The 25,858-nt window shown below is 60.2% G+C and carries 21 protein-coding genes; 16 read left to right on the top strand and 5 right to left on the bottom strand.

Annotated elements, in window-relative coordinates:
* Window positions 1–88: 88 nt before the first annotated feature.
* Together ACIP66_RS14735 and mmsB are read left to right on the top strand one after the other, a co-directional pair.
* Window positions 89–1,615 carry a CoA-acylating methylmalonate-semialdehyde dehydrogenase gene (locus tag ACIP66_RS14735; RefSeq protein ID WP_400648894.1) on the top strand — a complete coding sequence of 509 codons (1,527 nt, stop codon included), beginning with the start codon at window positions 89–91 and terminating at the stop codon, window positions 1,613–1,615.
* Between the two features lie 9 nt (window positions 1,616–1,624).
* On the top strand, window positions 1,625–2,512 hold the full coding sequence (mmsB, locus tag ACIP66_RS14740) for a 3-hydroxyisobutyrate dehydrogenase (protein WP_212544191.1): 888 nt from the start codon (window positions 1,625–1,627) through the stop codon (window positions 2,510–2,512).
* Between the two features lie 339 nt (window positions 2,513–2,851).
* Here mmsB and ACIP66_RS14745 read toward each other — a convergent pair whose 3' ends face one another.
* Together ACIP66_RS14745 and ACIP66_RS14750 are read right to left on the bottom strand one after the other, a co-directional pair.
* The gene (locus ACIP66_RS14745) at window positions 2,852–3,202 is read right to left on the bottom strand and encodes a cupin domain-containing protein (protein WP_103303269.1); all 351 of its coding nucleotides are present in this window, start codon (window positions 3,200–3,202) and stop codon (window positions 2,852–2,854) included.
* 147 nt (window positions 3,203–3,349) lie between these two features.
* Window positions 3,350–4,231 carry a LysR substrate-binding domain-containing protein gene (locus tag ACIP66_RS14750; protein ID WP_400648895.1) on the bottom strand — a complete coding sequence of 294 codons (882 nt, stop codon included), beginning with the start codon at window positions 4,229–4,231 and terminating at the stop codon, window positions 3,350–3,352.
* Window positions 4,232–4,443: 212 nt separating this feature from the next.
* On the opposite strand from ACIP66_RS14750, the gene ACIP66_RS14755 reads away from it, so the two are divergent.
* On the top strand, window positions 4,444–5,208 hold the full coding sequence (locus ACIP66_RS14755; RefSeq protein ID WP_400648897.1) for a sulfite exporter TauE/SafE family protein: 765 nt from the start codon (window positions 4,444–4,446) through the stop codon (window positions 5,206–5,208).
* Here the strand turns inward: ACIP66_RS14755 and ACIP66_RS14760 are convergent.
* Window positions 5,198–5,512 (bottom strand): putative quinol monooxygenase, encoded by a 315-nt coding sequence (locus ACIP66_RS14760; RefSeq protein ID WP_159812841.1) that lies wholly within the window; start codon window positions 5,510–5,512, stop codon window positions 5,198–5,200. The genes ACIP66_RS14755 and ACIP66_RS14760 overlap by 11 nt on opposite strands.
* 185 nt (window positions 5,513–5,697) lie before the next feature.
* Between ACIP66_RS14760 and ACIP66_RS14765 the strand changes: the two genes are divergently transcribed.
* The 7 genes from ACIP66_RS14765 to ACIP66_RS14795 all read left to right on the top strand — a co-directional run bounded on the left by ACIP66_RS14765 (window position 5,698) and on the right by ACIP66_RS14795 (window position 13,262).
* The gene (locus tag ACIP66_RS14765) at window positions 5,698–6,288 is read left to right on the top strand and encodes an NAD(P)H-dependent oxidoreductase (RefSeq protein WP_400648899.1); all 591 of its coding nucleotides are present in this window, start codon (window positions 5,698–5,700) and stop codon (window positions 6,286–6,288) included.
* A gap of 120 nt (window positions 6,289–6,408) precedes the next feature.
* Entirely contained in the window at window positions 6,409–7,320 is a 912-nt protein-coding gene (locus tag ACIP66_RS14770) for a LysR family transcriptional regulator (RefSeq protein ID WP_008083392.1), read from the top strand.
* A 103-nt stretch (window positions 7,321–7,423) separates the two neighbouring features.
* Complete coding sequence (locus ACIP66_RS14775) at window positions 7,424–8,317, top strand: NAD-dependent epimerase/dehydratase family protein (RefSeq protein ID WP_400648901.1); 894 nt, start codon at window positions 7,424–7,426, stop codon at window positions 8,315–8,317.
* A 739-nt stretch (window positions 8,318–9,056) separates the two neighbouring features.
* Complete coding sequence (locus ACIP66_RS14780) at window positions 9,057–10,406, top strand: GntP family permease (RefSeq protein WP_159812847.1); 1,350 nt, start codon at window positions 9,057–9,059, stop codon at window positions 10,404–10,406.
* A gap of 15 nt (window positions 10,407–10,421) precedes the next feature.
* The gene (locus tag ACIP66_RS14785; protein WP_053116981.1) at window positions 10,422–11,282 is read left to right on the top strand and encodes a MurR/RpiR family transcriptional regulator; all 861 of its coding nucleotides are present in this window, start codon (window positions 10,422–10,424) and stop codon (window positions 11,280–11,282) included.
* A gap of 1 nt (window position 11,283) precedes the next feature.
* Window positions 11,284–12,759 carry an amidohydrolase family protein gene (locus ACIP66_RS14790; protein WP_400648902.1) on the top strand — a complete coding sequence of 492 codons (1,476 nt, stop codon included), beginning with the start codon at window positions 11,284–11,286 and terminating at the stop codon, window positions 12,757–12,759.
* Between the two features lie 134 nt (window positions 12,760–12,893).
* Window positions 12,894–13,262 carry a glyoxalase superfamily protein gene (locus tag ACIP66_RS14795; RefSeq protein ID WP_126359889.1) on the top strand — a complete coding sequence of 123 codons (369 nt, stop codon included), beginning with the start codon at window positions 12,894–12,896 and terminating at the stop codon, window positions 13,260–13,262.
* Between the two features lie 275 nt (window positions 13,263–13,537).
* On the opposite strand, the gene ACIP66_RS14800 is transcribed toward ACIP66_RS14795, so the two are convergent.
* Together ACIP66_RS14800 and ACIP66_RS14805 are read right to left on the bottom strand one after the other, a co-directional pair.
* A complete protein-coding gene (locus ACIP66_RS14800) occupies window positions 13,538–13,903 on the bottom strand; it encodes a DUF6124 family protein (protein WP_008083403.1) in 366 nt (121 codons plus the stop codon).
* A gap of 480 nt (window positions 13,904–14,383) precedes the next feature.
* The gene (locus tag ACIP66_RS14805) at window positions 14,384–15,400 is read right to left on the bottom strand and encodes an AraC family transcriptional regulator (protein WP_400648904.1); all 1,017 of its coding nucleotides are present in this window, start codon (window positions 15,398–15,400) and stop codon (window positions 14,384–14,386) included.
* Between the two features lie 210 nt (window positions 15,401–15,610).
* Here ACIP66_RS14805 and ACIP66_RS14810 point away from each other — a divergent pair, with 210 nt between their 5' ends.
* The 6 genes from ACIP66_RS14810 (at window position 15,611) to ACIP66_RS14835 (ending at window position 25,855) form a co-directional block, all read left to right on the top strand.
* The gene (locus ACIP66_RS14810; RefSeq protein WP_400648906.1) at window positions 15,611–17,206 is read left to right on the top strand and encodes an FAD-binding oxidoreductase; all 1,596 of its coding nucleotides are present in this window, start codon (window positions 15,611–15,613) and stop codon (window positions 17,204–17,206) included.
* Between the two features lie 5 nt (window positions 17,207–17,211).
* Window positions 17,212–18,807, top strand: coding sequence for a glycerol-3-phosphate dehydrogenase/oxidase (locus ACIP66_RS14815; protein WP_400648907.1), 1,596 nt, complete (start codon window positions 17,212–17,214; stop codon window positions 18,805–18,807).
* 20 nt (window positions 18,808–18,827) lie between these two features.
* Window positions 18,828–20,396, top strand: a complete 1,569-nt coding sequence (locus ACIP66_RS14820; RefSeq protein ID WP_400648909.1) for an FGGY-family carbohydrate kinase — start codon at window positions 18,828–18,830, stop codon at window positions 20,394–20,396.
* A 626-nt stretch (window positions 20,397–21,022) separates the two neighbouring features.
* Window positions 21,023–22,312, top strand: coding sequence for a phospholipase (locus ACIP66_RS14825; protein ID WP_400648911.1), 1,290 nt, complete (start codon window positions 21,023–21,025; stop codon window positions 22,310–22,312).
* A 49-nt stretch (window positions 22,313–22,361) separates the two neighbouring features.
* On the top strand, window positions 22,362–24,320 hold the full coding sequence (locus ACIP66_RS14830) for a DUF1302 domain-containing protein (RefSeq protein WP_400648912.1): 1,959 nt from the start codon (window positions 22,362–22,364) through the stop codon (window positions 24,318–24,320).
* Between the two features lie 206 nt (window positions 24,321–24,526).
* Window positions 24,527–25,855 carry a DUF1329 domain-containing protein gene (locus tag ACIP66_RS14835; RefSeq protein ID WP_400648944.1) on the top strand — a complete coding sequence of 443 codons (1,329 nt, stop codon included), beginning with the start codon at window positions 24,527–24,529 and terminating at the stop codon, window positions 25,853–25,855.
* The last annotated feature ends 3 nt before the right edge of the window (window positions 25,856–25,858 follow it).

The raw sequence follows: 25,858 nt of genomic DNA on the forward strand, positions 1-25,858 counted from the left end.
TCCGACAACCAATTCGTGACACACGCCTCATCTCAAGGCGAACCTTTCGCCTTGGCTCCTACGATAAAAACAAGTTTCGGAGACCAGCATGAACGCATCGCTTACGCCCAACGAAACCACGCTGCAGAAGGTCAAGCTGCTGATCGACGGCGAATGGGTCGAGTCGCAGACCACCGAGTGGCACGACATCGTCAACCCGGCCACTCAACAAGTGCTGGCCAGAGTGCCGTTCGCCACCGCCGCTGAAGTCGATGCCGCCGTCAGCGCCGCACAGCGTGCCTTCCAGACCTGGAAACTGACCCCGATCGGCGCGCGGATGCGCATCATGCTCAAGCTGCAAGCGCTGATCCGAGAACACTCCAAACGCATCGCCGTGGTGCTCAGCGCCGAGCAGGGCAAAACCATTGCCGACGCCGAGGGCGATATTTTCCGTGGCCTCGAAGTGGTCGAGCACGCTTGCTCGATCGGCACTCTGCAAATGGGCGAATTCGCCGAGAACGTCGCCGGCGGCGTTGATACCTACACCTTGCGCCAGCCGATCGGCGTGTGCGCCGGCATCACGCCGTTCAACTTCCCGGCGATGATTCCGCTGTGGATGTTTCCGATGGCCATCGCTTGCGGCAACACGTTTGTGTTGAAGCCTTCGGAGCAGGATCCGCTGTCGACCATGTTGCTGGTTGAGCTGGCGGTCGAGGCGGGCGTTCCGGCGGGCGTGCTCAACGTGGTGCATGGCGGTAAAGACGTGGTCGATGGCCTGTGCACGCACAAGGACATCAAAGCGGTGTCCTTCGTCGGTTCGACCGCCGTTGGCACTCACGTTTACGATTTGGCCGGTAAGCACGGCAAGCGCGTGCAATCGATGATGGGCGCGAAAAACCACGCTGTGGTGCTGGCCGACGCCAATCGCGAGCAAGCGCTGAATGCCTTGGTCGGCGCCGGTTTCGGTGCGGCCGGGCAACGTTGCATGGCTACTTCGGTGGTGGTGCTGGTTGGTGCGGCGAAACAATGGTTGCCGGATCTGAAAGCGCTGGCGCAGAAACTCACCGTCAACGCTGGCAGCGAGCCGGGCACCGACGTTGGCCCGGTGATCTCGAAAAAAGCCAAGGCACGAATTCTTGATCTGATCGAAAGCGGCATCAAGGAAGGCGCCAAGCTGGAACTGGACGGCCGCGACATCAAGGTGCCGGGTTACGAGCAAGGCAACTTCGTCGGCCCGACCCTGTTCTCGGGCGTGACCACCGACATGCAGATCTACACCCAGGAAATCTTCGGCCCGGTGCTGGTGGTGCTGGAAGTCGACACCCTTGATCAGGCGATTGCGCTGGTCAACGCCAATCCGTTCGGCAACGGCACCGGCCTGTTCACCCAGAGCGGTGCAGCGGCACGTAAATTCCAGACGGAAATCGACGTCGGTCAGGTCGGCATCAACATCCCGATTCCAGTGCCAGTGCCGTTTTTCAGCTTCACCGGTTCGCGCGGTTCGAAACTCGGCGACCTCGGCCCGTACGGCAAGCAAGTGGTGCAGTTCTACACGCAGACCAAAACGGTCACGGCGCGCTGGTTCGACGACGACAGCGTCAACGACGGCGTGAACACCACCATCAACCTGCGCTGAGGATCGGCCATGAAAATCGCATTTATCGGGCTGGGCAACATGGGCGCGCCGATGGCGCGCAACCTGATCAAGGCTGGCCACTCGCTGAACCTGGTCGACCTGAACAAAACCGTGCTGGCGGAACTGGAACAACTCGGCGGCAGCATTCGCGCTTCGGCGCGTGAGGCGGCCGAGGATGCTGAACTGGTGATCACCATGCTGCCGGCGGCTGTGCATGTGCGCAGTGTCTGGTTGGGTGAGGACGGCGTTTTGGCCGGGATTGGCAAAGGCGTGCCGGCGGTGGATTGCAGCACGATCGATCCGCAGACGGCGCGTGATGTGGCTGCCGCTGCTGCCAAACAAGGCGTGGCCATGGCGGATGCGCCGGTGTCTGGCGGTACGGGCGGTGCGACGGCCGGGACGTTGACCTTTATGGTCGGCGCCACGCCAGAACTGTTCGCCACCCTGCAACCGGTGCTGGCGCAGATGGGCCGCAACATTGTGCATTGCGGTGAAGTCGGCACCGGGCAGATCGCCAAGATCTGCAACAACTTGCTGCTGGCGATTTCGATGGTTGGCGTCAGTGAAGCGATGGCGCTGGGCGATGCGTTGGGGATTGATACGTCGGTGCTCGCCGGGATCATCAACAGCTCGACCGGGCGTTGCTGGAGTTCGGAGATGTACAACCCGTGGCCGGGGATTGTTGAAACGGCGCCGGCTTCGCGGGGGTACACCGGTGGGTTTGGTGCGGAATTAATGCTGAAGGATTTGGGCCTGGCGACGGAAGCAGCGCGTCAGGCACATCAGCCGGTGGTGCTTGGCGCGGTGGCGCAGCAGTTGTATCAGGCGATGAGTCAGCGTGGGGATGGCGGGAAAGATTTCTCGGCGATTATCAACAGCTACCGCAAACCGCAGTAACTTGGGTCAGCAATACTTTTGTGGCAAGTGAGACTTTGTGGTGAGGGGATTTATCCCCGATGGGTTGCGCAGCAGCCCCCTACAGTGTGTCAGGTAAACCGAGTGCTCAGGTTTTGCGACTGCTGCGCAGCCGATCGGGGATGAATCCCCTCGCCACAGGGATCTCTATTTCCATAGGGATCATTGGGTGGGTTTGAAAATTTGCAGTAGGTGTTGCCGGGAAATCACGTCGGGTGATTTCCCGGCTTTTTTGTGCCAAAAAAAGATCGCAGCCTGCGGCAGCTCCTACAGGAAACGTATCTCTGTAGGAGCTGCCGAAGGCTGCGATCTTTTGCTTTATCAGGCAAACACGAAATACTTACGCACCGTCTCAACCACTTCCCACGTGCCTTTCATCCCCGGCTCAATCACAAAGATGTCGCCAGCACGCAAGTGAATCGGCGCCATGCCGTCCGGGGTGATCACGCAGTAGCCTTCCTGGAAATGGCAGTATTCCCACTTCACGTATTCCACGCGCCACTTGCCCGGCGTGCAGATCCACGTGCCCATGATCTTGCTGCCGTCTTCGCTGGTGTAAGCGTTGAGGTTGACGGTGTGCGGGTCGCCTTCGAGTTTTTCCCATTTGCAGGCGTCGAGTACCGGCAGCGGGTGGGTGTCGCGCAGAACGGTGATAGGGGCGGTCGCGGTCATGGGAGCTCCGGGCAGAAGGAATTGAAGTCGCACCGTATAGCGCCCGGTCGCGGCTCAGTTGTCTGGGGTCGACATCGAGCTGCTCAGAAACGCGCGAACGTTCAGAGTTTTTCCAGTGGCTGAATCTGTTTGGATGAAGTCTGCCCCTTAGGGGAGAGTCAAGGCGTGTAGCAGGGCTTTGGCGTAACCCGGCAGGGCGGTGAAGTCCTTGGCGCAGAGCATCAAGGTGCGGCGCGCCCACGGTTCGTTGAGCGCAACGCTTTTGAAGCTGCGTGGCGCCGCGCGTTCGATGGCCGCCAGTGGCACGATGGCGAGCCCGGCGCCACGGCTGACCATGCGCATCACGCCGTCGAAACCGTCGGCGCGGATACGCACCTGCATGCGGGCGCCGCTGTGCAGGGCCTGTTCTTCGAGGTAGATCGCCAAAGCGCTGTTGGCGCTGAGTCCTACAAAATCGTGGTGTAACGCATCGCTGAAACTGACCTCGTCGGCGTCAGACAACGGGTGATCGAGGGGCAGAATCAGTACCAGTGGATCATCGCGAAAGGGTTGGGTTTGTAGGTCGCGGGTGTCTACGGCGTCGGAAACAATCCCGAGATCCGCTGCGCCTTGGCGCAAGGCGTGGGTGATGCGCGCGCTCGGCAATTCCTGCAAATCGATGTCGAGATTGGGGTGATTGCGCAGGAAATCGGCGAGCACTTCCGGCAGGTATTCGGTGATCGCCGTGGTGTTGCACAGCAGTCGCACCTGGCCTTTGACGCCTTGCGCGTAGTCGGCGAGATCCTGCTGCATACGTTCGGCTTGTTGCAGGAGGATGCGCGCGTGATGGGCGAGGGCTTTGCCGGCGGGGGTCGGGGTGACGCCACGGCGACCGCGTTCGAGGAAGTCGGCGCCGAGCGAGGCTTCCATGGCGCGGATTCTGGCGCTGGCGGCGGCGAGGGATAAATGGCTGCGCGCGGCGCCGGCGGTGATATTGCCGGTGTCGAGGATGTGCAGGTAGAGGCGCAGGTCGGTGAGGTCGAAGTGCATGTCGGCAGCCGGTTTTTGTGGTGTTTAGGCCGGCCCCATCGCGAGCAGGCTCACTCCTACAGGTTTTGTGTTCGCCACCGATCTAATGTAGGAGTGAGCCTGCTCGCGATGAGGCCAGAAGCTTCAAAAAAATTTAAGCCTCTTGCTCTGGAAGAGGCACCCTCAGTATATGGCAGATTTTCAGCCAACCCCGACTGGCGCACAGTACCGCCATGAACACACTCACAGACTTCTACCAACACCTGGGCCTGACCCTGTCCCTGCTGGTCATCGCCACCTTCATCCTCGCCGGCCTGATCAAAGGCATCATCGGCCTCGGCTTGCCCACGGTCGCCATGGGCCTGCTCGGTCTGGCTATGGCGCCATCGCAGGCAGCCGCGTTGTTGATCATCCCGGCTACCCTGACCAACCTCTGGCAACTGGCATTCGGCGGGCATTTAAAAGGCCTGATCAAACGCCTCTGGCCGATGCTGCTGATGATCTTCCTCGGCACCGCAATTGGCACGTTGTGGATCGGCATGGCCGGCGGACATTGGGTAGTGCGCGGACTCGGCGCGGCGCTGTTTCTGTATGCGTTGAGCGGATTGTTCCTGCCGACGCTGAGCGTAAACCCCCGCCACGAACCCTGGCTCGGCCCGGTCTGCGGTGTGATCACCGGCGTCATCACTTCAGCCACCGGCGTCTTCGTGATTCCGGCGGTGCCCTACCTGCAAGCACTGGGTTTGAACCGTGATGAACTGGTGCAAGCACTCGGCCTGTCCTTCACCGTCTCGACTCTGGCGCTGGCCGGCGGTTTGCTCTGGCGCGGCGCACTCGGCGGCGGTGAATTGAGCGCCTCGCTGCTGGCGCTGATCCCCGCCGTGCTGGGCATGTCGCTCGGCCAATGGCTGCGGCAACGCATCAGCGCCGTACTATTCAAACGGGTTTTCTTCATCGGTCTGGGCGCGCTCGGCGCCCACTTATTGATCAGCGGTTAGCCGACGCTTCGCTGAGCATGTCGATGGCGCGAATGTCGAAATCGCGTTCCAGATAGTCCATGCGCTCGGCGAAAAACGCCTTCATGTGCGGCAGACTCGAGTGCACATCCAGGTGTGCCTGGCTCTCCCAGATCTCGTAGAAGATAAACAGCGACGGATCTTCCTTGTCGCGCAGCATGTGGTACTCGATGCAGCCGGGCTCGGCGCGGCTCGGTTCAACATAAGCGCGGAACAGCGCTTCAAAGGCCTCGGCTTTTTCCGGGCGGGTCTTGGCGTGCAGGATAAAACCCTGGCGTTCACTCATCACAACGACTCCTCTAATACAGATGGCCGAGCATGCTATGGCAACAATCTGTGTTCGATTCGTGCTTTTTGGTCAAATGTATTTTGCGCAATCACGGCTTATTCCGCGCGAGGCAGATGGTTAATCTGCCGCCATTCCAGTTTCCCTTCTCCACCCAGCCGGAATGGCTGCGCCGAGGCTTTCTCATGAAAAAAGTATTGTTGTTGAATGGCGGTAAAAAATTCGCCCACTCTGACGGTCGTTACAACGCCACTCTGCACGAAGCGGCGCTGAGCGTGCTGGATCGCGGCGGGCTCGACGTCAAAACCACCTTCATCGACGAGGGCTACGACGTCGCTGAAGAAGTGGCGAAATTCCTCTGGGCCGACGTGATCATTTATCAGATGCCGGGCTGGTGGATGGGCGCGCCGTGGACGGTGAAAAAGTACCTCGACGAAGTCTTCACCGAAGGCCACGGCAGCCTCTACGCCAGCGATGGCCGCACCCGCTCCGACGCCTCGCAGAAGTACGGCAGCGGCGGGCTGATTCAGGGCAAGCAATACATGCTGTCGCTGACCTGGAACGCACCGCAACAAGCGTTTGATGACCCGACCGATTTCTTTGAGGCCAAAGGTGTTGATGCGGTGTACTTCCCGTTCCACAAGGCCAATGAGTTTCTGGGCATGGCCGCGTTGCCGACATTTTTGTGTGTGGATGTGATGAAGCGTCCGAACATCGAAGGCGATGTGGCGCGTTATGAGCAGCATCTGACCGAGGTGTTTGGCCTTAAGGCTTGAGTGGTTTAGGGCTACTATCGGTGGTAATAGCAAAAGATCGCAGCCTGCGGCAGCTCCTACAGAGTTCACATGTAGGAGCTGCCGAAGGCTGCGATCTTGGCGATCTCAAAGAGGACACCCGTGAAAGCCAGATCCGATGAGTTGCAGATTTTCGTCTGCGTGATCGAGTGCGGTTCCATCTCCGCCGCTGCCGAGCAGGTCGGGCAAACACCGTCGGCCGTCAGCCGCACGCTGTCGAAGCTGGAAGCCAAACTCGACACCACGCTGATCAACCGCACCACGCGGCGCATGGATCTGACCGAGGAGGGCAAGTACTTCTTCGAGCACGCCAAGCTGATTCTCGATCAGATGGATCAACTCGAAGAACGCCTGTCCTCACGCCAGCAAACTCCGTCCGGGCGTTTGCGCATCAACGCGGCGTCGCCGTTCATGCTCCACGCCGTCGTCCCCTACATCGACGAATTCCGCCAGCTCTATCCGGACATTCAGCTCGAGCTCAACAGCAATGACCTGATCATTGACCTGCTGGAACAAAGCACCGACATCGCCATCCGCATCGGCACCCTCGCCGATTCGACGCTGCACGCGCGTTCGCTCGGTTGCAGTCCGCTGCTGATCGTCGCCAGTCCTGCGTATCTGGAAAAACACGGCGCGCCGCAGCAAGTCGCTGATCTGAGCGAACACACTTTGCTCGGCTTCACTCAGAACGAAGGCCTCAACCAATGGCCGCTGCGCTATGTGCACGGCGATCGCTGGCCGATCACCCCGGCGATCAGCGCCTCCAGCGGCGAGACTGTGCGGCATCTGGCGCTGGAAGGGCAGGGCATCGCTTGCCTGTCGCATTTCATGACCATCGACGACATCCGTGCCGGCCGTTTGAAAGTCCTGCTCGGCGAATTCAACAGCGGTTATCGCCAGCCGATCAACGCGGTGTACTACCGTAACTCGCAACTGGCGCTGCGCATTCAGTGCTTCCTCGACTTTATCCAGAGCAAACTCGCCGCCTACGCCAGCGCCGATTTCAAGGGCTGATTCGTGACCTCTGCGCAAGAGTGAATTGGGCGGGAGCGGGTTTTTCCCCCGGGCTCACGGGCCGATACTCGTCCCATCACTTACTCACGCAGGGAGTTTCTCCATGAACGTATTCGTCACCGGCGCTGCCGGTTTTATCGGCGGCTCGATCGCTACCGGTCTGGTTCAGGCCGGGCACAACGTCACCGGCCTGGTGCGCAGCGCTGAACAGGCTGCTGAGCTGAAAGCACTCGGCATCACCCCGGTTATCGGCACACTCGACGACCAAGCACTGCTCGCCGAACAGGCCCGCGCCGCCGACGCCGTGATCAACGCCGCCAGCAGCGACCATCGCGGCGCGGTGGAAGCGTTGCTCGATGCTTTGCGCGATACCAACAAAGTGTTCCTGCACACCAGCGGTTCGAGCATCGTTGGCGATGCGTCGGGCGGCAAGTCCAGCGACGTCATCTACTACGAAGACAATCTGCCGGAGCCGACCGTCGATAAAGCCGCACGCGTGGCCATCGACAACTTGATCCTCGCAGCGGCGAAGGACGGCGTGAACTCCGCCGTCATCTGCAACACGCTGATCTACGGGCATAGCCTGGGCGTCAAACGTGACAGCGTGCAACTGCCGCGACTGCTCAAGCAGGCACGCAAGAGCGGCGTCGTTCGCCACGTCGGCACAGGCCAGAACATCTGGTCCAACGTACACATCGAAGACGTCGTCGCCCTGTACCTGCTGGCGCTGACCAAAAACGTTCCGGGCACTTTCTACTTTGTTGAAAGCGGCGAAGCGTCGTTCATCGACATGACCACCGCCATGGCCCAAGCGCTGAACCTGGGCCAACCGCAAGACTGGCCATTGAAAGACGCCGAAGCCGAATGGGGCTACGAAATGGCCAACTACGGCCTCGGCTCCAACAGCCGTGTGCGCGGCAAACATGCGCGCGAAATACTGGGCTGGACGCCGAAGCGCACGTCCGTGGTTGAATGGATTCGTAACGAAATGGTGTGAGTTCACGCAACACCGAGTGAAGCCATTCGCGAGCAAGCCCGCTCCCACAGTTTGACCGCATTCTCACTGAAGGAATGCACTCAAAACTGTGGGAGCGGGCTTGCTCGCGAAAGCGGTATCTCAGGCAACACAGATATTGAATGTGCAACCGCCATCGCCAGGCTGGCTCCCACAATTTGACCGCATTCTCACTGAAGAAATGCACTCAAAACTGTGAGAGCTGGCTTGCTCGCGAATGCGGTATCCCTGGCAACACAGATATTGAATGTGCAGCCGCCATCGCCAGCAGGCTGGCTCCTACAAGTTGACCGCGTTCTAACTGAAGGAATGCACTCAAACCGTGGGAGCGGGCTTGCTCGCGAATGCGGTATCCCTGGCAACACAGATATTGAATGTGCAACCGCCATCGCCAGCAGGCTGGCTCCTACAAGTTAACCGCGTTCTGACTGAAGGAATGCACTCAAACTGTAGGAGCAAAGCTTGCTCGCGAAAGCGCTGTGTCAGTCGACAGAAATGTTGGATGTGACATCGTCTTCGCGAGCAAGCTCGGCTCCTACAGGTCTTGTGTGGGCATGAAAATTCGCTGGGTGGATTTTCATTAATCACGACAAGACATATCTGTTAGCGACATCCCTTACCTCTCCACGAAAATTACTTTCATGTGGTTTGAAATCTCGATCTCGAAATGATTTATGAGTTTCACAACCCATTCGAACGTGACCCTTTCGAGGAGTACCGCATGACGCCTGACTTCGGCTATTGGCTGCTGGTTTATGCAGCCGTTGCCATCATTGCTCTGATCGTTCTGATCGCCCGTTACCGGCTCAATCCGTTCATTGTCATCACCTTGATTTCCATCGGCCTGGCGCTGGTGGCCGGGATGCCGGCCTCCGGGGTTGTCGGGGCGTATGAGGCCGGGGTGGGCAAGACGCTGGGGCATATTGCGCTGGTGGTCGCGCTGGGGACGATGCTTGGCAAGATGATGGCCGAGTCCGGCGGCGCCGAGCAGTTGGCGCGCACGTTGATCGATAAATTCGGCGAGAAGAACGCGCACTGGGCGATGGTCTGCATCGCGTTTCTGGTCGGTTTGCCGCTGTTCTTTGAGGTCGGTTTCGTCTTGCTGGTGCCGATTGCATTCACCGTGGCGCGCCGCGTGGGTGTGTCGATTCTGATGGTCGGTTTGCCGATGGTCGCCGGTCTGTCGGTGGTGCACGCGCTGGTGCCGCCGCACCCGGCGGCGATGCTGGCGGTGCAGGCCTATCAGGCGTCGGTCGGGCAGACCTTGCTCTACGCGATTGCCATCGGCATTCCGACGGCAATCATTGCCGGCCCGCTGTACGCCAAATTCATCGTGCCGCGCATTCACTTGCCGGCGGATAACCCGCTGGAAAGACAATTCCTCGACCGCGAACCGCGCGACAAACTGCCGGGTTTCGGCATCACCATGGCGACCATTCTGTTGCCGGTGGTGTTGATGCTGATCGGTGGCTGGGCCAACCTGATTTCCACGCCGGGCAGCGGTTTCAACCAGTTCCTGCTGTTCATCGGCAACTCGGTGATCGCGCTGTTGCTGGCGACGTTGCTGAGTTTCTGGACGCTGGGTATCGCTCAGGGTTTCAGCCGTGAATCGATCCTCAAGTTCACCAATGAATGCCTCGCGCCAACGGCCAGTATCACTTTGCTGGTCGGCGCGGGCGGCGGTTTGAACCGCATTCTGGTGGATGCCGGTGTGACCGATCAGATCGTCGGCCTCGCTCACGAATTCCACCTGTCGCCGCTGATCATGGGCTGGCTGTTTGCAGCGCTGATGCGCATCGCCACAGGCTCCGCGACCGTGGCCATGACCACCGCATCGGGCGTGGTCGCGCCGGTGGCCATTGGTCTGGGATATCCCCACCCTGAGCTGTTGGTGCTGGCGACCGGCGCCGGGTCGGTTATCTTTTCCCACGTCAACGACGGCGGCTTCTGGTTGATCAAGGAATACTTCAACATGACGGTCGCCCAGACTTTCAAGACCTGGACTGTATTGGAGACCCTGATTTCGGTGGTCGCTTTTGCAATGACCCTCGGTCTTTCTTACCTGCTGTAACCGGAGCCAGCCGTCATGGACATCCTTTATCAGATCCGCGCCCGTCAGGATTCCTTCAGCGCCGGCGAAGGCCGTATCGCCCGGCTGATGCTCGACGACGTCGGTTTCGCCGCGAGTGCCAGCCTCGAAGACCTCGCGCAACGCGCCGAAGTCAGCACCGCCACGCTGTCGCGGTTTGCGCGCACGGTTGGCTGTCGTGACCTGCGTGATCTGCGTCTGCAACTGGCCCAGGCCAGCGGGGTTGGCAGCCGTTTTCTCGACCCTGCCGGTACGCCCGATCAGTCAGCGTTTTACGGGCAAATCGTCGGCGATATCGAAACCACCTTGCGTCAGCATCTGGCCGGTTTCGATGAATCACGCTTCGCCGATGCGGTGAGATTGCTCGGCCAGGCACGGATGATCCACGCCTTCGGCATGGGCGGTTGTTCGACCCTGTGCAGCGATGAATTGCAGGTGCGGCTGGTGCGCCTCGGCTACCCGGTTGCGGTGTGTCATGACGCGGTGATGATGCGCGTCACCGCCGCCAGCCTCAACGCCGAACAAGTGGTCATCGTCTGCTCGCTGACCGGCATCACCCCGGAGCTGCTCGAGACCGTCGAACTGGCACGCAACTACGGCGCACGCATTCTCGCCATCACCCGCGCCGACTCGCCGCTGGCCGAATTGGCCGACGTCGTGCTGCCGCTGCAGAGTGCGGAAACCTCGTTCATTTTCAAACCGACGGCGGCGCGCTACGGCATGCTGCTCGCCATCGACGTGCTCGCCACCGAGCTGGCGCTGGCCAATCCTGAAGACAATCAAGAACGTCTGCGGCGGATCAAACTGGCCCTCGACGAATACCGTGGCGGCGACGATCACCTGCCGCTGGGAGACTGACATGTTGTACGACACCCTGATTCGCAATGCCCTGATCATCGACGGCAGCAACACGCCCGGCTACCAGGCCGACGTGGCCATCCGCGATGGCCGTATCGAGCGCATCGGCGATTTGTCCGAGGCCACGGCGACCGAAGAAATCGACGCCGCTGGCCGCGTGCTGGCGCCGGGGTTTATCGACGTGCACACCCATGACGACACGGTGGTGATTCGTCAGCCAGAGATGCTGCCAAAACTCAGCCAAGGCGTGACCACGGTGATTGTCGGCAACTGCGGGATCAGCGCCTCACCGGTGAGTTTGAAGGGCAATCCACCGGATCCGATGAACCTGCTCGGTACTGCGGCGGCGTTTGTTTATCCACGTTTTAGCGATTACCGCGCGGCGGTTGAAGCGGCGAATACCACACTGAACGTCGCCGCATTGATCGGACACACGGCGCTGCGCAGTAATCATCTGGATGACCTGATGCGCACTGCGACACCCGAAGAAATCGCCGCGATGCGCGAGCAATTGCGTGAAAGCCTTGAGGACGGTGCGTTGGGTTTATCCACAGGTCTGGCCTACGCCAGCGCTTACAACGCGTCCACCGATGAAGTGATGCAACTGACCGAAGAACTGACGTCATTCGGCGCGGTGTACACCACCCATTTGCGCAGCGAATTCGCCCCGGTTCTGGAGGCGATGGATGAGGCGTTTCAGATCGGTCGTCACGCCAAATCGCCGGTGATTATTTCCCACCTCAAATGTGCCGGCGTGGGTAACTGGGGGCGCAGCCCTGAGCTCCTCGCTTCATTGGAAGAGGCCGCGAAAACCCATCCGGTTGGCTGCGATTGCTATCCGTATGCGGCGAGTTCTTCGACGCTGGATTTGAAGCAGGTCACCGATGCGCATCGCATCACCATCACCTGGTCGACGCCGCACCCGGAAGTCAGCGGCCGCGATCTGATCGACATCGCTGCGGAATGGAATCTGCCGCTGCTTGATGCCGCGAAACGCTTGCAACCGGCGGGGGCTGTTTACTACGGCATGGACGAGGCGGATGTACGAAGAATCCTCGCGCATCCGTTGTCGATGGTCGGTTCCGACGGACTGCCGGAAGATCCGTTCCCGCATCCGCGTTTGTGGGGCGCGTTCCCACGGGTGTTGGGCCATTTCAGTCGCGACGTCGGCCTGTTTCCGCTGCACACCGCCGTACACAAGATGACCGGTTTGTCGGCGGCACGGTTTGGTTTGAAGGAGCGCGGCGAGATTCGTGAAGGGTATTGGGCGGATCTGGTGTTGTTCGATCCGGCGACGGTGCGTGATGTCGCGGATTTCAACGATCCGCAAAGAGCGGCGCAGGGCATTGACGGGGTTTGGGTTAATGGCGTGTTGAGTTACCACGACGGGCAGGCAAATGGGCGCAGGGAAGGGCGGTTTCTGGCGCGCGAAGGTGATTTACGCAAAGGATTTCATCAGTCGAAATCCCCCCTGTAGGAGCTGCCGAAGGCTGCGATCTTTTGATCTACGTCTCATAGTGGCAATCTGAGATTAAAGAAAGCCATCAACAAGCCGAATTCCTGACATCCACCCCGTCTACACTGTGGGGCCAACCAGTCAGGGAGCACCCCATGAGCTTCGGCAAAACCACCCCGATCCTGCGGATCTTCGATGAAGCCAAAGCGGTAGAGTTTTACGTCGACTTTCTCGGATTCAAGATCGACTGGCAGCATCGCTTTGAAGCGAACTTCCCGCTGTACCTGCAGGTGTCGCGTGGCGAGTGTGTGCTGCATTTGTCCGAGCACCATGGCGACGCGAGCCCGGGTTCGGCGCTGCGTATCGAGACGGATGAGCTGGAGGCGTTTCAGCAGCAATTGATCGCCAAGGACTACAAGTTCTCGCACCCGCAGATTCAGGCGATGCCGTGGGGGAGTCAGGACATGACGATTGCCGATCCGTTTGGCAATCGGTTGGTGTTTACCAACGCAATCAGCCTTTGAGGTGAATCAGGCTAAAAGCCCCTCACCCTAGCCCTCCCGAAACGTCGGACCGCCCGGAGGGAGAGGGGACCGATCCGGGGATGCTTGAGAGATACACCGACCTGAACCAGCTCGGTCGAATCCATAATCGACTCGGTCATTCAGGTCGATGTATAGCGCCAGACACCTCGGTCGGCCCCCTCTCCCTCGGGAGAGGGCTGGGGTGAGGGGAACATGGCACACCGCAAAAAGAAGCCCGCCATCCAACCCTTCCTGTTGGGCCGCGGGCTCTTGCGTTACTCGGTCGGCACTAACTGATCCAGCACGCGATTGACCGCCATTTCCGCCACCATCACCACTTGCGCAATGCCCTGCAAAGTCTTGCGATGGGTGCCTTCAACCTGCGCGGCGTGGTTGTTGAGCATGACAGTGGCCGAGCCAAGGGTTTCGCTGGCGTCGGTCAGCAGGGATTCGGTGTTTGCTGCGGGGTTGGCCATGTACAGCGTGTTAGGCGAATAGGGCGTGGCCATGAGGTCGGCGTTCGTCGGACCGAGGTAGTGGTCGAGCGCGCGCTCGGCGGCTTCGTGGAATTTTCTGGAGTCGGGGGATTCATAGGGGGATGCCGGGTCGGTGGCCGGCGGGTTTGGCGTTATCTTGAACATAGCTGTGTTCCCTTTGTTGAGCGGCAACCCTTTGGCTACTAAACGAAAGGGTGGCAGCTGTACGCAGGTTAGTAGACCGGGGAACTCAGCTAAGCCGGCGCGCCGAAGCGCCCTGCGTACAGCCACCATCAAGCTCAGGTATGCAAGCACCTGTGATGAATGTACGACCAGCCGAGTTACCACCGGGCTACTAAACCCGATCACTGGAAATCAGTGACGCAATCAAGTTACGCAGCATGCTCAGGGCGCACAAGCCGGCGGATTCTGGCGTAGGCGTAGGTTATGGCGCAAGGATTTGTGGGCTGTTTCGCGTAACGCCTGGTGTCCTTAAACATCATTATCGAAAGTGTTTATTGCGTTGTGGTGAGAGGCCTCATCGCGAGCAGGCTCACTCCTACAATTGATCTTCAGTGAACGCAGATTCTGTGTCCGACACGGCCCCCTGTAGGAGTGAGCCTGCTCGCGATGACGCCGGCTCATTCACCCCCGATGCATCTGCCGAAACTCCCCCGGCGGCATCCCGCGCCGGCTCTTGAATGTGCGGTGAAACGACCTCGGTTCGGTAAACCCCAGATACTGCGCAATATCCTGAATCGGCAACGTACTGTTGAGCAAATAATGCTCCGCCAACTCCTGGCGCAAATCATCCAGAATCTGCTGATACGACGTCCCCGCCTGATGTAACTGGCGCTGTAACGTACGCACCGACACCGCAAGATGTTCTGCAACCTGTTCCTTGCGCGGCAGTCCTTCCTTAAGCAACTGCCGCAGAATGTTCTTCACCTGCTGCTCCAGCGAAGCGTCCTCCAGCGTTGCCATCAACCCCAGCGCATGTTCCTCCAGCGTGCGCAGTAACTGCGCATCGGCCTGACGCAGCGGCAACTGCAAATATGCCAGCGGCACAACCAGCGCCGAATACGGCTGATCAAACAGCACCGGGCAATCGAAAAACGCCTCGTACTGCGCAGGCGTCGCCTCGGCCGGGCATGAATGTTCGAGCCAGACTGCGGCCGGCGACATCTGCGTATCGGCGATCCAACGTGCATATTGCAGCCAGGAACCGAGCACGTTTTCCACCAGATGCCGGCGAATCCGTGGGCGCTGATAACGGCACGTCCAGATCAAATGCACGTGGCCATCCAGCACCTCGGCGCGACTCACGCCCATGTCGCCGACCAGTTTTTCGAACGGCATGATCCGGCTCATCGCATCGCCCAACGTCGCGCAGTTCATGGTGATGTAACCGAGCACACTCCACGAATTGGGCAGGACGAAATTCGCCGCGTTGAGCCCGAACAACGGATCCCCAGAGTGCTCGCAGAAATAATCCAGCAGCCGCTCATGTGCCTCACCGGGCAAACGCAGGGTGTTGTCGCTCAACTGCTGCGCCTGCAAACCCGCCGCCGCCAACGCCGGTTCGACGGCCATGCCCAGTTGTTCGGCGTGGCGCAGGTATTTGAGCAGGGGCGGAACTGAGGTGAAGCCGAGCGATTGCATGATCCCTTCCTTTGATCGACGGCCGCGCGGGCGGATGAATGCCTGAAAGGTAATTTGAAACCACGACTAAAGTAAATGGCTGACGCTTGCGCGACGTTTGACTCAATTGGCTACACGAACTGGCCGGATGCGACCGTGACACTTTGCGGCCGCTGGCTAGTATGGGGGCCTGAAATATCACTGATCTGACGGCAAAAAAAGGACACACGCATGCGACGCTGGAACGGCTGGGGAGATGCAACCACGGTGGTCGAGCTGCCGGCCCGGGGCGCGGAGTTTCTTCATGAGCGACTGGGCGAGGGGCGCGCGCTGCCCGATGCCACGCTTGAAGCCGCATTGGCGCGTGTGCCGGCCTCGCGGTTGTCGGCGCACACTTTGTACAGTATCGATGCTCATGATCGTTTGTTGCATGCGCGGGGCCAGAGCCTGCCGGACTGGCTGGCGTTGCGCGAAGGTGCGCTGGGCAATTATCCCGATGCGGTGGCGTTTCCCGAGACCGCTGAACATATTCGCCAATTGCTGGCGCTCGCCCACGAACAGGACTTGTGCCTGATCCCGTATGGCGGCGGCACCTCGGTGGCCGGGCACATCAATCCGCCGGATTCTGCGCGGCCAGTGGTGACGGTGTCACTGGCGCGGATGAATCGCCTGATCGATCTCGATGAACAGAGCCTGCTGGCGACGTTCGGCCCCGGTGCGAGCGGGCCGCAGGTGGAAAGTCAGTTGCGTGCGCGGGGCTACACGTTGGGGCATTTTCCACAGTCGTGGGAGTTGTCGACGTTGGGTGGTTGGGTTGCCAGTCGTTCGAGCGGTCAGCAGTCGTTGCGCTATGGCCGGATCGAGCAATTGTTTGCGGGCGGAACCTTGGAAACCTTTGCGGGGCCTTTGGAAATTCCAACTTTCCCTGCTTCGGCCTCCGGACCCGATTTGCGCGAAGTGGTGCTCGGTTGCGAGGGCCGTTTCGGGATCATTTCCGAGGTCAAAGTGCGGGTCAGCGCGTTGCCGGCGGATGAGCGTTTCTACGGTGTATTTCTGCCCTCTTGGACCAAGGCCCTGCAAGCCATCCGCCAATTGGCCCAGGCACGCGTACCGCTGTCGATGCTGCGCCTGTCCAATGCGGTAGAAACCGAAACGCAACTGGCGCTGGCCGGTCATCCGCAACAAATCGTCTGGCTGGAAAAGTATCTGAAGCTAAGGGGGGCAGCAGAGGGCAAATGCCTGCTGACCTTCGGCGTCACCGGCAATCGACGACAAAACGCATTGTCGCTGACACAGGCGCGGCAACATCTGAAGGCGTTCGGTGGCGTGTTCACCGGCACTTTGCTCGGCAAGAAATGGGCGCAGAACCGCTTCCGTTTCCCCTACCTGCGCGAGAACCTGTGGAACGCCGGTTACGTCGTCGACACCCTCGAAACCGCCACCGACTGGAGCAACGTCGACAACCTGCTCAACCTCATCGAAATCAGCCTGCGCGAGGCCTTGGCCGCCGAGGGCGAGCGGGTGCATGTGTTCACTCACCTGTCCCACGTTTACGGTGAAGGCTCGAGCATCTACACCACCTACGTGTTTCGCCCGGCGGCGGATTACCCCGCGACGCTGGCGCGCTGGCAGGCGCTCAAACACGCGGCCAGCCAGACCATTGTCGACAACCACGGCACCATCAGCCATCAGCACGGCGTCGGCAAAGATCACGCGCCGTACCTGTTGCGCGAGAAGGGCGCACTGGCGATGGATACCTTACAGGCGCTGAGCAAACACTTCGATCCGGCCGGGCGCCTCAACCCCGGCACGCTGTTGCCGGAGTGACGGCCATGAGTCAGGACTGGAACGCCGCATGGCGCCAGCAGACTCTGCCAACACTGGCGGATGAAACCTGGGATCTGATCGTCATCGGCGGCGGCATCAGCGGCGCCGGAATCCTGCGTGAAGCGGCACGCCGAGGCTGGCGCTGCCTGTTGCTGGAACAGCGCGATTTTGCCTGGGGCACGTCCAGTCGATCGTCGAAAATGGTCCATGGCGGTTTGCGTTACATCGCCAAGGGCCAGTGGCGTCTGACCCGCGATTCGGTGCGCGAGCGTCAGCGCTTGCTCGACGAAGCGCCGGGGCTGGTCGAGCCGATGAGTTTCATGATGCCGCACTATCGCGGCGGCTTTCCCGGGCCTCGGGTGTTGGGTGGTTTGTTGAGTGTCTACGATGCTTTGGCCGGACGGCGCAGCCACCGTTTTCATGATGCACAACAGCTTCGATATCTGGCGCCGGGCGTGAAGGAAAGTGACTTGCTCGGTGGCACCAGTTTTGTCGATGCGCTGACCGACGATGCACGGCTGGTGATGCGCGTGTTGAGCGAGGCACGAGCGGATGGCGCGGTCGTGGTCAATGGCGTTCGCGTCGAGCATTTGCTGCGAGAAAACGGGCGAGTGTGCGGCGTTCAGATCGAAGACTGCGAGGCCGGGGCGACCCTGCAATTGCGTTGTGGCGTGCTTGCTGTGGCCACCGGTGCATGGGCTGAGCGCTTGCGGCCGACTGAGGCACCACGGCAATTGCGGCCGTTGCGTGGCAGTCATTTATTGCTGCCGGGTTGGCGTTTGCCGGTGGCGCAGGCGTTTACGTTTTTGCATGAACGCGACCGCCGTCCGGTGTTCGTTTTTCCGTGGGAGGGCGCGACGGTGGTCGGCACCACGGATCTCGATCATCGCGAAGATCTGGATCACAGCGCGAGCATCAGCGGCGAAGAACTCGACTATCTGCTGGCTGCCTGCACACAGCAATTCCCCGGCGCAGAAGTGACGGCCAATGACGTGCTATCGACCTGGTCGGGCGTACGTCCGGTGGTTGGGAGTACGGCGGGCAATAATCAAAACCAACCGTCGAACGAAACCCGTGAACATGTGCTGTGGCAGGAGCCCGGTTGCGTGACCCTGGCCGGCGGCAAACTGACTACGTTCCGCCCGCAAGCCATCGAAGTGCTCAAGGCCTGCGCGGACATGCTCGAACGTCCCTTCGTCGATGACGCCGCGCCGGTGTTTGCCGCCGTACCTGCGCTGGCGATTGCAGCATTGAGCAGTCAGCAGTGGCGACGACTGGCCGGACGGCATGGCCGAAACCTGCCGAGGCTGGCGCAACTGATCAACGATATCGGCCACGAAACGGTCGGCGCCACGGACACCTTGTGGGCGGAACTGGCCTTCGCTTGCGAAGCGGAAATGGTTCTGCACCTCGACGATCTGCTGTTGCGCCGCACGCGTCTCGGCCTTTTGCTGCCTCACGGTGGCGAAGATTATTTCGCCGCCATCCGCCAAATCTGCCAGCCACGACTCGGTTGGAGCGACGCATACTGGCAGCAGGAAATTCAGCGTTATCGTGCGTTGTGGCAACGCCATCACGGTCTGCCGGATGCCACGCCTTGATGCCCCTTGAAGAGAGCTCCATGGATAACCACCCGAACAAGCGTTACCTGCTGGCGATCGACAACGGCACCCAGAGCGTGCGCGCGCTGCTCTTCGATCTGCAGGGCAATCTGCTCGGCAAAGGCAAGGTCGAACTGCAGGCGTACTACTCGACGCAACCGGGTTGGGCCGAGCAGGATCCGGAGTATTACTGGGCGAAACTCGGCGAGGCGTGTCAGCAAGTCTGGGCGCAAACCGGCATTGATCGTTCGCAGATTGCTGGCGTTTCCCTGACCACCCAGCGCGGCACGGTTATCAACGTTGATGCCGAAGGCAAACCGCTGCGCCCGGCGATTTTGTGGCTTGATCAGCGCCAGAGTGAAGTCGAGGGCGGGATCAAAGGGCCGTGGGGCTGGTTGTTCAAACTGGTCGGCGCGCAAGGCACGGTGGATTATTTTCGTGCCCAGGCTGAGGCGAACTGGATTGCGCAGCATCAGCCAGAGGTGTGGGCGGCGACCGACAAGTTTCTGTTGCTGTCCGGGTTTCTCACTCATCGACTGTGCGGGCGTTTTGTCGACTCGGTGGGTTGCTGCGTTGGCTATCTGCCGTTCGATTTCAAACGGCTGAAATGGGCCGCGCCGAGTGACTGGAAATGGCAGGCGCTGGCGGTGCGTCCCGAGCAATTGCCGACCCTGCACAAACCCGGTGAAACCCTCGGCTACATCACTGCTGAAGCGGCTCGCCACACCGGCATTCCCGAAGGCTTGCCGCTGATTGCGGCGGGCGCCGACAAGGCTTGCGAAGTGGTCGGTGCCGGCGTGGTCGATGCGGGCACGGTGTGCCTGTCCTACGGCACCACGGCGACGATCACCAGCACCCGTTCGCGCTATCTGGAAATCGTCCCGTTGATTCCGCCGTACCCGTCGGCGGTGCCCGATCAGTTCAACTGCGAGGTGATGATTTATCGCGGTTACTGGATGGTCAGCTGGTTCAAAAACGAGTTCGGCTTGCGCGAGATGCAGCAGGCCAAAGAGCAGGGCATCGAGCCGGAGCAATTGTTCGATGCGCTGGTCGATGCGGTGCCACCGGGCTCGATGGGTTTGATGCTGCAACCGTACTGGTCGCCGGGGATTCGTGAGCCGGGCGTGGAAGCGAAGGGCGCGATGATCGGCTTCGGCGATGTGCACACCCGCGCGCATATTTACCGGGCGATTCTTGAGGGGCTGGCGTATGCGTTGCGCCAAGGCATGGAGAACATCGAGCGGCGTTCGAAGGTGTCGATAAAGCGCCTGCGCGTGGCCGGTGGCGGTTCGCAGAGCGATGCGGCGATGCAGCTTACGGCGAATATTTTCGGGCTGCCGGCGGAGCGACCGCATGTGTACGAAGCATCTGGCTTGGGGGCGGCGATCTGCTGTGCGGTGGGGCTCGGATTGCACGCAGATTTCCCAACTGCAATCGCCGCGATGACCCGCGTCGGCGCGGTCTTCACCCCACAACCCGAGGCGCAGAAAATTTACGAGCAACTGTACAAAGAGGTTTACCTGCGCATGTACCGCCAGCTCAAACCGCTCTACCAAAGCATCCGCAAAATCACCGGCTACCCCGCCTAAAAGCACACCACAATTCCCCCTGTAGGAGCTGCCGAAGGCTGCGATCTTTTGATCTTGTTTTTTAAGATCAACATCAAAAGATCGCAGCCTTCGGCAGCTCCTACAGGGATCGTATCGTCACCTGAAATGGCGTACCGCCAGCTCAAACCGCTGTACCAAAGCATCCGCAAAATCACCGGCTACCCCGCCTAAAAAGCACACCACAATTCCCCCTGTAGGAGCTGCCGAAGGCTGCGATCTTTTGATCTTTTTTTTAAGATCAACATCAAAAGATCGCAGCCTTCGGCAGCTCCTACAGGGATCGTATCGTCACCTGAAATGGCGTACCGCCAACTCACACCGCTGTACCAAAGCATCCGCAAAATCACCGGCTACCCCGCCTGAAAAGCACACCACAATTCACCCTGTAGGAGTGAGCCTGCTCGCGATAGCGGAGTGTCAGCCAGCGAATGTTTGACTGACACACCGCTATCGCGAGCAGGCTCACTCCTACATGGAATTTATGGTGCTCCATTGATTGTGCAAATGGCGCCATCGGAGACTTTTTCTGGTGAGATCGGACAGTGTCAGCGGCGGGGGCGGTTGTTAGGCTCATTCCCCACGGCACCTCCAATAAGAACCCGGCAATGAAGCTGACATTCCTCCTGTTGCTGCTTTGTGCAACGGCCCCAAGTGCTTGGGGCTGGTCGAACCATACGGTGGGCAGCTACCTGGCGTTGCAGGATCTGCCGGGGTTGCGCGATGCGCCACTGGTGGAAGTCGAGCCGCTGGAAAACTTCCTCACGCAGCAATACCAAGCCGTCAGCGCATTGCTGGAGCAGCAGGAAACCTTCGCCCGCGAACACTTCGCTCAATACCCGCCACGCCCCGATGCGCTGAAATTACCGGCCACGCCGAGTGACAATCTGCGCCACGACTTTTTCACCGCGATGCGCATCAACCCGCAGATTCATCTTGCGATGGTCATCCAGCCATTACCCGGCAAAGACCTGCCCGAACGCGAGCATCTGCAAGCCAATCAAGTCATGGTCGAACAAACCCTGTCACCGTGGAATCGCCAGCGCTTTATCGTCGTCGCCAACCACGAAAAAGTCGCGCCACTCGCGGTGCTCGCCAGCGCCGCCGACGAGCCGGATTACGGCCACGACATCAACCTGTTCAGCGACAACCCCGGCGACGCTGGCGCGCGCTACGGTTTCGGCCCGCAACCCTTTGGTGACGAGCGTTTCCAGTACAGCTCGCAAGCGCCGTTCCACATGGGCTTCTTCCACGAAAGCCCGGTGGTCTATGCCGCTGCCGGATTCCTCGAACGCAGTTGGCCGGACTGGCGCGCGTATCAATACATGGGCCTGGCGCGACTGGCATTTGCCAGCGGCCATCCGTATTGGGGTTATCGCTTTCTCGGCTGGGGCCTGCACCACGTTCAGGATCTGACTCAGCCGTATCACGCCAAGCCATTGCCGGGCGTCGACCTCGCCAGTCTTCTGCTGCTGGAAGGCAAGGCGCTGGCCGGTTTCGCCGCCGACAAACAGGCCTCCATCGAACGCGTTGCGACCCGGCACATGGAAGTGGAGAAGTATCAATCCACCTGGCTGCGGCGTTTGCTGCGTGCCGGCAATCCGCATCCGATGCTCGACGCTTACACCGATGTCGCGCAAGACAAAAGCTATCCGCCGTACTCGGTCGACTACCTGCGCGAAGTGGTCAGCGCTGAGTCGGTCGACGACTCCGCCGCCTTCGACGAAGCGATCGGGCAGTGGCTGGAAACGGCGCCAGCGACCAGCGATTTCAGCAGCGGTAATCAGCTGCAACGCGAAGATTTCGACCATCCGGTACTCAATCAACAGCTGTTCAAACTGCTCGGCCATTTTGGCGCGCACAGCCGGATCTACGTCAGCGCGGGATTGGCGCCCTAGCCACCGCGACAGGACAAAAAACAATAAAAAAACAGGGAAGGAGGAACACATGATCAGCACTCGATTGCGCCTGACGGGCGCGGTGCTCCCCGGTGTCGGCCTGGCAGGGCTGCTGCAACTGTGCGCAGTCGATGCGGCGCACGCGGTGGAGTTCAGCTTCATGGACAAACAGGTTACCGGTTCGATCGACACGACCTTGTCGTACGGTCGTATGTGGCGGGTGCAGGGCCGCGACAAATCCAACGATGACGTCAACACCAACGACGGCAATCGCAACTTCGACACCGGGCTGGTTTCCGAGGTGTACAAGATCACTTCCGAGCTTGAAGCCAACTATCAGAACTACGGTTTGTTCATGCGCGGCACGGGGTTTTATGACACGCAGCTGATGGACAAGCGCAACAACTACTACGACAACAACAGCCCCTCGCAACCGAGCCAGAGCTACCCGCAGGACGACCGTTTCACCAGCCAGACCCGCGATATTGCCGGCAGCCGCATCGAGATGCTCGACGCGTATGTGCACGGCAGTTGGGACGTCGCGCAGATGCCGGTGACCGCCCGAGTCGGTCGACAAGTGTTCAACTGGGGCGAGGGGATTTTCTATCGCGGCGGGATCAACACCACCAACCCGGTGGACGCGGCCAAGTACCGACTGCCCGGTGCAGAAGTGAAGGAAGTGTTGGTGCCGGTGGAGGCGCTGAGCTTCAACGTCGGCCTCACCGATTCGCTGACCATGGAGAGTTTCTACCAGACCAACTGGAAAGAAACCCGCATCGATCCGGTCGGCACTTTCTACTCGCAAACCGACCTGTTCGCCGATGGCGGCAACACCGGTTACAACAACTTCAGCGGCACCGCGCTCGACACGCCGGTGCCGGGGTTTGGCAACGTGATCGGCTTGTACAGTGCACTGGGTAACAACCCGTTGCTGAGTTCAGCCCTGCAAACCACCGGGCTGTACGCCAACGGTGTGACGCCTGCGTACGGCAACACGTTGAAAGTGGCGTCGATCGGCAAGGACTACAACGCGCGCAACGACGAGCAGTTTGGTTTCGCTTTCCGCTACATCGCCGAGCAGCTCAACAGCACCGAGTTCGGGTTGTACATGGTCAACTACCACGCTAAGGAACCGACCATCGCGGCGGATCTGGGCGGGTACAAGGGCATCGACATGGATGCGCTGACCAATCTGTTGTCCGGCGTCGCAGGCGATCAGGCCGGGGCGCTTGCCGGTGGTCTGGCCACGGCCGATGTGATGGGCAACATTCAGGCGCATCGTCGTTACGCCGAAGACATCCGCATGTACGGCTTCAGCTTCAACACCACGCTGGGCGAGGCCTCGGTGTTTGGTGAAATCGCTTATCGGCCGAACCTGCCGATCGGCGTCGCGGCCACCAACGATTTGATCGGCGACCTGGCCAACGGTGCGGCGGTGGCGGTGACGGGCCGGTCGATCAACGTCGGCGGGCAGATGGTCAATCTCAACAGCGAGATTAACAACGCCGAGCGCGTCGAAGCGTTCAACACCTCGCTGGGCACCATCTACAACTTCGGTCCGACGGCCTCGTTCGACTCGCTGTTCGGCATCTTCGAACTGGCATCAGAACACCTGCGTGGCAGCAATCTGCAATACACCGCTTATGACGGCAGCACGCGTTATTACGCGGGGACCGGTAACTATTCCTATGTGTCCGGTGGTGATCGCGATGATCAGGTCAACCGTGATTCCTACAGCTACACGGCGATGCTCAACGGCACGTGGAACGACGTTTACGCCGGGGTCAACGTCTCGCCTTACATCGTTTACAAGGACGACTTCCAGGGCAACAGCTACCAGGCCGGCAACACCATCGAAGGTCGCAAGGCCTACACGCTGGGGATCAAGGCCAACTATCAGAACAAGCTCGAAGCCGAACTGCAATACACCGAGTTCTACGGCGGCGGACAAAACAACGGCATCCGCGACCGCGACAACGTCGGGTTCAACCTCAAGTATTTCCTTTGATACCCAGAATACCGACGCACCCCTTGTAGGAGTGAGCCTGCTCGCGATGGCGGACTTTCAGTCGCAGTAGTTTTGCCTGATACACCGCCATCGCGAGCAGGCTCACTCCTACAGGTGGCTCCGGTGATTTGCAGACCTCACTCCCATTTCGGAGATTGATCATGTTTCACACTTCACGATTGACCAAGACCACGCTGGCGCTTGTCATGAGCCTGGCCGCCAGCACCGCCCTGGCGGCCATCACCCCGCAACAAGCCGAACAACTGAAAACCACCCTGACCCCCATGGGCGCCGAGCGGGCCGGCAACGCCGCCGGCACCATCCCGGCCTGGACGGGCGGCATCACCCAAGCGCCGGCCGGCTACAAACCGGGTCAGCATCACCCTGATCCGTACGCGGCGGACAAACCGCTGTTCACCATCACCAAAGCCAATCTCGACCAATACAAAGCCCACCTCAGCCCCGGCCAGATCGCGCTGTTCAATAGCTATCCCGACACCTTTCAGATGCCGATCTACCCGTCCCGTCGCTCCGGCTCGGCGCCGCAGTGGCTGTACGACAACACCTTGAAAAACGCGACCTCGGCGAAACTGCTCGAAGGCGGCAGCGGTTTCTCCGATGCCTACGGCGGTGTACCGTTTCCAGTGCCGAAGGACGGCGTCGAAGTGCTGTGGAACCACATCACCCGCTATCGCGGCATCTACGTTGTGCGCCGCGCTTCCGAAGCGCCGGTACAGCGCAACGGCAGCTTTGCGCTGGTAACGTCGCAACAGGAAGCGCTGTTCAACTACTACCGCCCGAACGGCCAGTTCGCCGATCTGAAAAACATCCTGTTCTACTACCTCGCCTTCGTAAAAAGCCCGGCGCGACTGGCCGGTGGTGCAGCCCTCGTTCACGAAACCCTCGACCAGCTCAAAGATCCGCGCCAGGCCTGGGTCTACGACGCCGGCCAACGCCGCGTACGCCGCGCGCCAAATCTCGCGTACGACACGCCGATCTCATCCTCCGATGGCCTGCGCACCGCTGACGACACCGACCTGTTCAACGGCTCGCCGGATCGCTACGAGTGGAAGCTCAAGGGCAAACAGGAAATCTACATTCCCTACAACAACTACAAAGTCTCCAGCCCCGACGTGAAGTACGCGCAACTGCTCACCCCGGGCCACCTCAACCCGCAATACACCCGCTACGAACTGCATCGGGTCTGGGTGGTGGAAGGCAACCTGAAACCAGGTTCGCGACACATCTATTCCAAACGCGTGCTGTTCCTCGATGAAGACAGTTGGGGTGCCGCGCTGGTCGATCAATACGACGGGCGAGGGGAGCTGTGGCGCGTGTCGATGGCCTACTTGAAAAACTTCTACGACCTGCCCACCACGTGGAGTGCGCTGGACGTTTTCCATGATTTGCAGGCCCGTCGTTACTACGTGCAGAACCTCGACAACGAAGAAGCCGAGACCGTGGATTTCGCCCAGCCGGTGCCCGAGGATGCGTACTTTATGCCGTCGGCGTTGCGCCAGCGTGGGACGCGCTGAGGA

Origin of the sequence: Pseudomonas sp. NPDC088429 (genome assembly GCF_044753305.1) — a bacterium.
Classification (GTDB): domain Bacteria; phylum Pseudomonadota; class Gammaproteobacteria; order Pseudomonadales; family Pseudomonadaceae; genus Aquipseudomonas; species Aquipseudomonas rustica.